Source organism: Streptomyces sp. NPDC054840, assembly GCF_053611065.1.
The window spans coordinates 1-5,929 of record NZ_JBSGZP010000468.1 but is presented as its reverse complement, the minus strand read 5'-3'; the positions used below and the strand labels follow the sequence as shown (position 1 = coordinate 5,929).

The 5,929-nt window shown below is 73.3% G+C and carries 6 protein-coding genes; 3 read left to right on the top strand and 3 right to left on the bottom strand.

Going from position 1 to position 5,929, the window contains the following annotated elements:
• Positions 1 to 84: 84 nt before the first annotated feature.
• The 3 genes from ACWGIU_RS27080 to ACWGIU_RS27070 form a co-directional block, all read right to left on the bottom strand.
• Positions 85 to 1,005, bottom strand: a complete 921-nt coding sequence (locus ACWGIU_RS27080) for a 1-phosphofructokinase family hexose kinase (protein ID WP_453709993.1) — start codon at positions 1,003 to 1,005, stop codon at positions 85 to 87.
• A gap of 100 nt (positions 1,006 to 1,105) precedes the next feature.
• Complete coding sequence (nagA, locus tag ACWGIU_RS27075) at positions 1,106 to 2,269, bottom strand: N-acetylglucosamine-6-phosphate deacetylase (RefSeq protein WP_453709991.1); 1,164 nt, start codon at positions 2,267 to 2,269, stop codon at positions 1,106 to 1,108.
• Positions 2,269 to 3,201: an ROK family protein gene (locus ACWGIU_RS27070; protein ID WP_453709995.1), complete on the bottom strand. Its 933-nt coding sequence runs from the start codon at positions 3,199 to 3,201 to the stop codon at positions 2,269 to 2,271. Before ACWGIU_RS27070 ends, nagA begins: the two co-directional genes overlap by 1 nt.
• Positions 3,202 to 3,377: 176 nt before the next feature.
• On the opposite strand from ACWGIU_RS27070, the gene ACWGIU_RS27065 reads away from it, so the two are divergent.
• From ACWGIU_RS27065 to otsB, 3 genes are read left to right on the top strand one after another with little or no spacing between them, the layout of a single operon-like run.
• Complete coding sequence (locus ACWGIU_RS27065) at positions 3,378 to 4,676, top strand: extracellular solute-binding protein (RefSeq protein WP_453709989.1); 1,299 nt, start codon at positions 3,378 to 3,380, stop codon at positions 4,674 to 4,676.
• Positions 4,677 to 4,723: 47 nt separating this feature from the next.
• Positions 4,724 to 4,960: a DUF3263 domain-containing protein gene (locus ACWGIU_RS27060; RefSeq protein WP_150257998.1), complete on the top strand. Its 237-nt coding sequence runs from the start codon at positions 4,724 to 4,726 to the stop codon at positions 4,958 to 4,960.
• A gap of 39 nt (positions 4,961 to 4,999) precedes the next feature.
• Positions 5,000 to 5,857 carry a trehalose-phosphatase gene (gene otsB, locus ACWGIU_RS27055; RefSeq protein ID WP_453709987.1) on the top strand — a complete coding sequence of 286 codons (858 nt, stop codon included), beginning with the start codon at positions 5,000 to 5,002 and terminating at the stop codon, positions 5,855 to 5,857.
• The last annotated feature ends 72 nt before the right edge of the window (positions 5,858 to 5,929 follow it).

The window sequence follows — 5,929 nt, the reverse complement described above, 5'->3', positions numbered from 1 at the left end:
GAGCCTGATGTCGTCCTACGGACGGCCTGTCTGCCGTCGCGCGCACGACGGTTCGAGGAAGGGGCGGCCGGACCTGCCCGGTGGTCAGCCGCCGGCGCAGACGCGTACGGCGGTCCGCAGCTCCTCGTAGACGCCCGGGTCGAACTCTCCCGCCGCCGGGGCGAGGACCGTGGCCGCCGAGAGGGCGACCGCGCGGGTGAGGCGTTCCGGCCAGTCCAGGCCCTCCGCGAGCGCGGAGAGCAGGCCGGCGACCGCGGAGTCACCGGCTCCGGTGGGGTTGCCGGAGAGCCGGCGCGGCGGGGCCGCCCGCCAGGAGCCCTCGGCGGTGGCGGCCAGCAGGCCGTCCGGGCCGAGCGAGGTGACCACCGCGTGGGCGCCCCGGCGGCGGGCGTCGCGGGTGGCGGGGAGCGGGTCGCGGGATCCGGTGAGCTCGGCCAGTTCGGCGGCGTTCGGCTTGATGATCTCCGGGCGGGCGGCGACCCCGCGGCGCAGGGCCTCGCCGCTGGTGTCCAGCAGGACGGGCACCCCGGCCGCCCGGGCCGACCGTACGAGCAGCGCGTACGCGCCCACCGGCACGCCCGGCGGGAGGCTGCCGCACAGGGCGACGGCGCTGGCGCCGCGCACCAGGTCCCCGTAGTGGGCGAGGAACCGCGACCACTCCGCGGGGGTGATCAGCGGGCCCGGCTCGTTGAACTGTGTGGTGTCGCCGGAGGCCGCGTCGGCCACGGCGACCGTGCGGCGGGTGTTGCCGGAGCAGGGCACCAGGGCGTCGACCACCCCCGGGGACCGTGTGAGGAGCCCCCGTACGACGGAGCCGACCGGGCCGCCCGCGAAGCCCGTCGCGGTCACCTCGTGGCCGAGGGCGGCCAGGACCTGGGCGACGTTGATCCCCTTGCCGCCGGGGCGTTCGGCGACGGCGGAGACCCGGTGCGAGGCGTGCGGAAGCAGCCGCGGCACTTGGTACGTGACGTCGAGCGCGGTGTTGAGCGTCACGGTAAGGATCATGGGCACTCCCGGGTCTGTTGCTGCCGGGATCATGCCAAACGCAAGGCGGTCGGCCCAGTCCTCGGGCCGGCCGTTTTCCCTGCGTACAGCCGCTCGGCCGTCAGATCGCCGGTCGCACGGGCGGGCTGACGATCCATTCGCCGTGCCGCATGACGCCCTTCACGTCGAACGCGGCGTCCAGCACGACGAGGTCCGCGTACTTGCCGGGCTCCAGCGAGCCGATCTCGTCGTACAGGCCGATCAGCTTGGCCGGGTTGGCGGAGATCGCCTGGACGACGGACTCCACGGGCAGTTCGTCGAGGGTCACCGAGCGCTTGAAGGCGGTGTCCAGGGTCAGCGTCGAGCCGGCGATGGAGCCGCCTTCCACCAGCCGTGCCACGCCGTGCTTGACCTCGACCTCCAGCGGGCCGAGGTGGTAGGTCCCGTCGCCGAAGCCGGCCGCGTCCATCGCGTCGGTGATCAGCGCGACGCGGTGCGCGCCCGCGTGGTGGAAGGCCAGTTCCAGGGCCGCCGGGTGCAGGTGGGTGCCGTCGTTGATGAGCTCGACGGTGATCCGCTCGTCCTCCAGCAGCGCGGCGATCGGGCCGGGTTCGCGGTGGGCGAGGGGCGGCATCGCGTTGAACAGGTGCGTGGCCACGGTCGCGCCCGCGTCGATGGCGGCGCGCGTCTGCTCGTACGTGGCGTCCGTGTGGCCGATCGCCGCGATGACCCCGTGCTCGGCGAGCAGCCGTACGGAGTCCAGGCCGCCCGGCAGTTCGGTGGCGAGGGTGACCATGCGGGCGGCGCCGTGCGCCGCGTCGATCAGCTTGCGGACCTCGGCCGGGTCGGGGTCGCGCAGCAGGTCCTCCTTGTGCGCGCCCTTGCGGCAGGGGTTGATGAACGGCCCCTCGAAGTGGATGCCGGCGATCTCGCCCTGCTGGGTCAGCTCGGCGAGCAGGGCGGCGCGGCGGGCCAGTTCGTCCAGGTCCCCGGTGACGGTGGAGGCGACCAGGGTGGTGGTGCCGTGCTCGCGGTGGGTGCGGACGCCCTTGAGGACGTCCTCGGCGGTGCCGGAGGTGAACGAGGCGCCGCCGCCCCCGTGGTTGTGCATGTCGACGAAGCCAGGGACGATCCAGTGCCCGGACAGGTCGACGGTCCGCGCACCCTCGTGGGCGCTGCCGGCGATCCGGTCGCCGTCGACGATGACCCTGCCGCCCGCCACCGTTCCGGTGGGCAGCACCACCCTGGCGCCCGAAAGAACAGTGCTGTGCGCGCTTCCGGACATCAGGCAGGTACCTCCGTGGCGAGTAGGTCCCAGGCGAGCAGCCCTGCGCCCAGGCATCCGGCGGTGTCCCCGAGGGCCGCCGGCACGATGTGGGGGAGCCGCTGGAACGTCACGCGTTCCTCCACGGCTGTCCGTAGTGGTGTGAACAACGTTTCCCCGGCCTCCGCGAGCCCGCCACCGATGATCAGCGTGCGCGGGTCCAGCAGGGTGATGGCGGTGACCAGTCCGTCGGCGAGGGCGCCGACGGCGGCCAGCCAGACCTCCTGGGCGCGGGCGTCTCCGGAGGCGACCGCCTTGGCGCAGTCCGCGGCGTCGGCCTGCGGGTCGCCGGAGGCGGCCGCCCAGGCGCGGCTGACGGCCGCGGCGGAGGCGAGGGTCTCCAGGCAGCCGCGCTGGCCGCAGCCGCAGGCGGGTCCGCCCGGGCGGACCACGATGTGTCCGATCTCGCCCGCGTAGCCGTGGGCGCCCGCCTCGATGCGGCCGGCGATGCCGATGGCGCCGGCGATGCCGGTGCCGAGCGGGACGAAGAGGAAGCGGTCGGCGCCCCGGCCGGCGCCGATGCGGCCCTCGGCGAGTCCGCCCGTGCGCACGTCGTGGCCGAGGGCCACCGGGATACCGCCGAGGCGGTCGCCGAGCAGGGCGCGCATCGGTACGTCGCGCCAGCCCAGGTTCGCCGCGTAGACGGCGATCCCGTTCTCGGCGTCGACGATGCCCGGGACGGCGACGCCGGCCGCCGAGGCGGGCCGTCCGAAGCGTTCCCGGCCGGTTTCGAGGAGGTCGGCGGCGAAGTCCTGGATCGTCTCGACGACGGCGTCGGGGCCCCGCTCGCGGCCGGTGGCCCGGCGCGCTTCGTGGAGCAGGGTGCCGTCGTCCGCGACGAGGGCGGCCTTCATCCCGGTGCCGCCCACATCGAGGGCGATGACGTGTTTCACGGGTTTCACAGAGACAGTCTCGCGTGCTCGGCGGGGAAAGGTCTAGTCCATTGAGATGGATTGTTGAGTGGCCATACAAATTCGGGACCCAGGTGGGGAGCCCGATGTGGACGCGTCGCCAAAGTGGTGTAGACCTTACGTGGATCGTACGTACAAGAAGGGGTGGATGGAGAACTGTGAAGGGCCGTTACCTGAGCCTGGCCGCGTCCGGCGCCGCGCTGTGCCTGACTGCCGTGACGCTGACGGGCTGCGGAGCCATCGGCGGACTCACCGGAGACAACGAGGTGACCCTGCGGGTCGTGGCGGCCGACTACGGGGACAATCCGCAGAACTCCTCCGCGGGGTACTGGAAGGACCTCGCCGAGGGCTTCGAGAAGGCCAACCCGGGCACCAAGGTCGAGGTCAGCGTCTACTCCTGGTCCGAGGTCGACGCCAAGGTCGCCGAGATGGTCAAGGCCGGCAAGGCCCCCGACATAGCCCAGATCGGCGCTTACTCCGACTACGCGGCCGCCGACAAGCTGTACTCGGCGGAAGAGCTGCTCTCCGTGAAGACCGAGGCCGACTTCCTCGGCCCGCTCGCCGACGCCGGCAAGGTCAAGCAGGTCCAGTACGGCATGCCCTTCGTGGCCAGCACCCGGCTGCTCTTCTACAACGAGAAGCTGCTCGCCGACGCCGGCGTGATCGGCAAGGACGCCAAGGGCTGGCAGCCGAAGAGCTGGGCGGACCTCGAAGCCGCCGCCAAGAAGCTCAAGGCCGCGAACGTGCCCACCCCCTTCGCGGTGCCGCTGGGCCGCGAGGAGGCGCAGGCCGAGACGATGATGTGGATGCTCGCGGGCGGTGGCGGCTACACCGACAACGAGGAGTCGTACGCGATCGACTCGGCGCCCAACGTCAGGGCGCTGGAGTTCCTGCGGGACAAGATGGTCGGCCAGGGGCTGACCGGCCCCGTGGAGCCCGGCAAGCTGGACCGGCAGGCCGCCTTCGACGGCTTCACCAGGGGCGAGGTCGGCATGCTCAACGGGCACCCGACGCTGCTCAAGCAGGCCGCCGCCAAGGGCGTGAAGTTCGGCATGGTGCCGCTGCCCACCGCCGACGGCAGCGACCAGCCCGCGATGGGCGTCGCGGACTGGGTCATGGCCTTCAAGAACGGCCACCGCCAGCAGTCGGGCAAGTTCCTGGACTTCCTGTACCAGCCGAAGAACGTGACGGCCTTCACCGAGAAGTACGACCTGCTGCCCGCGACCACCAGCGGCTACCAGGCCAAGCAGGCCGCCACCGGCGGCTCGTCCGCGCAGCTGAAGCCCTTCCTCGCGGCACTGCCCAGCTCCCGGCTGTACCCGGTCGGCAAGAAGTCCTGGGCGGGCGTCAGCGAGGACATCAAGCAGAACATAGGCAAGACCGTCCAGCCCGGCGGACAGCCCGCGAAGGTGCTGGAGCAGATCGCCACCGCCGCCCGGGCGTCCGACCCGCGCTGACCGGTGGCGGCCGGGTGGGTGTCAGAGCACGGCGTTAATCTTGCGGTATGACGGACGAGGGGCAGCTGACGGCCACGGAGGCCGCGGTGCTCGCGTACGAGGGACGTACCTGGCCCGGGCCCGGAGCCAAGGAGCGGGCCATACGGGAAGGGCTGGGGATGACCCCCGTCCGCTACTACCAGCTGCTGAACGCGCTCATGGACGACCCGCGGGCCCTGGCCCACGCCCCGGGCACGGTGAACCGGCTGCGAAGGATCCGCGAGGACCGGCGAGCCCGGCGATAGCCGTAGCCGTCCCACGGCTGGGCCGTTAGGGTCGTGCGTATGGGGAGCCATGCGCACGACCTGCACGACCTGCCGATGCCCGTCACCGCAGCCGGACGCGAGGGACTCCAAGCCCTCCTCCGCGCACCCCGCCGGTCCGTGGTCGCCCTGGACTTCGACGGCACCCTCGCCGACATCGTCCCCGACCCGGACCAGGCCAGAGCCCACCCCGGAGCCGTCCCGGCCCTGTCCCTCCTGGCCCCCGAGGTCGACTCGGTGGCCGTGATCACCGGCCGGCCGGCGGGCGTCGCCGTCCGCCACGGGGGCTTCGCCGGGGTCCCGGGCCTGCAGCACCTGGTCGTCCTCGGCCACTACGGAGCCGAACGGTGGGACGCCGTCAGCGGCATCGTCCACGCGCCCGCCGAGCATCCCGGGGTGGCGGCGGTACGGGCGGAGCTGCCGGGGTTCCTGGAGTCGATCGGGGCCTGGCGCGGTACCTGGATCGAGGAGAAGGGCCGGGCGCTGGCCGTGCACACCCGCCGGGCGGAGGATCCGGCGGCGGCCTTCGCAGCGCTGCGGGAGCCGCTGGCGGAGCTCGCGGCACGGCACGGGCTGATGGTCGAGCCGGGGCGGGCGGTGCTGGAGCTCCGGCCGCCGGGCGTGGACAAGGGCGTCGCCCTGACCGAGTTCCTGGCGGAGCGGGACGCGGAGGCGGTGCTGTACGCGGGCGACGACCTGGGTGACCTGGCGGCCTTCGCGGCGGTGGAGAAGGGCCGTACGAACGGCCTGCCGGGGCTGCTGGTGTGCAGTGGCTCCGCCGAGGTCCCGGAACTGGCCTCCCGGGCCGACCTGGTCCTCCCGGGCCCGGCCTCGGTGGCCGCCTTCCTCTCCACCCTGGCCGAAGCCATCCGTACCTGACCGTACGTCGCCGGGGCCGCCGCCCCCGGACCCGCGCGCCTCAACCGCCGGCGGGGCCGGACGGCCGGGCGG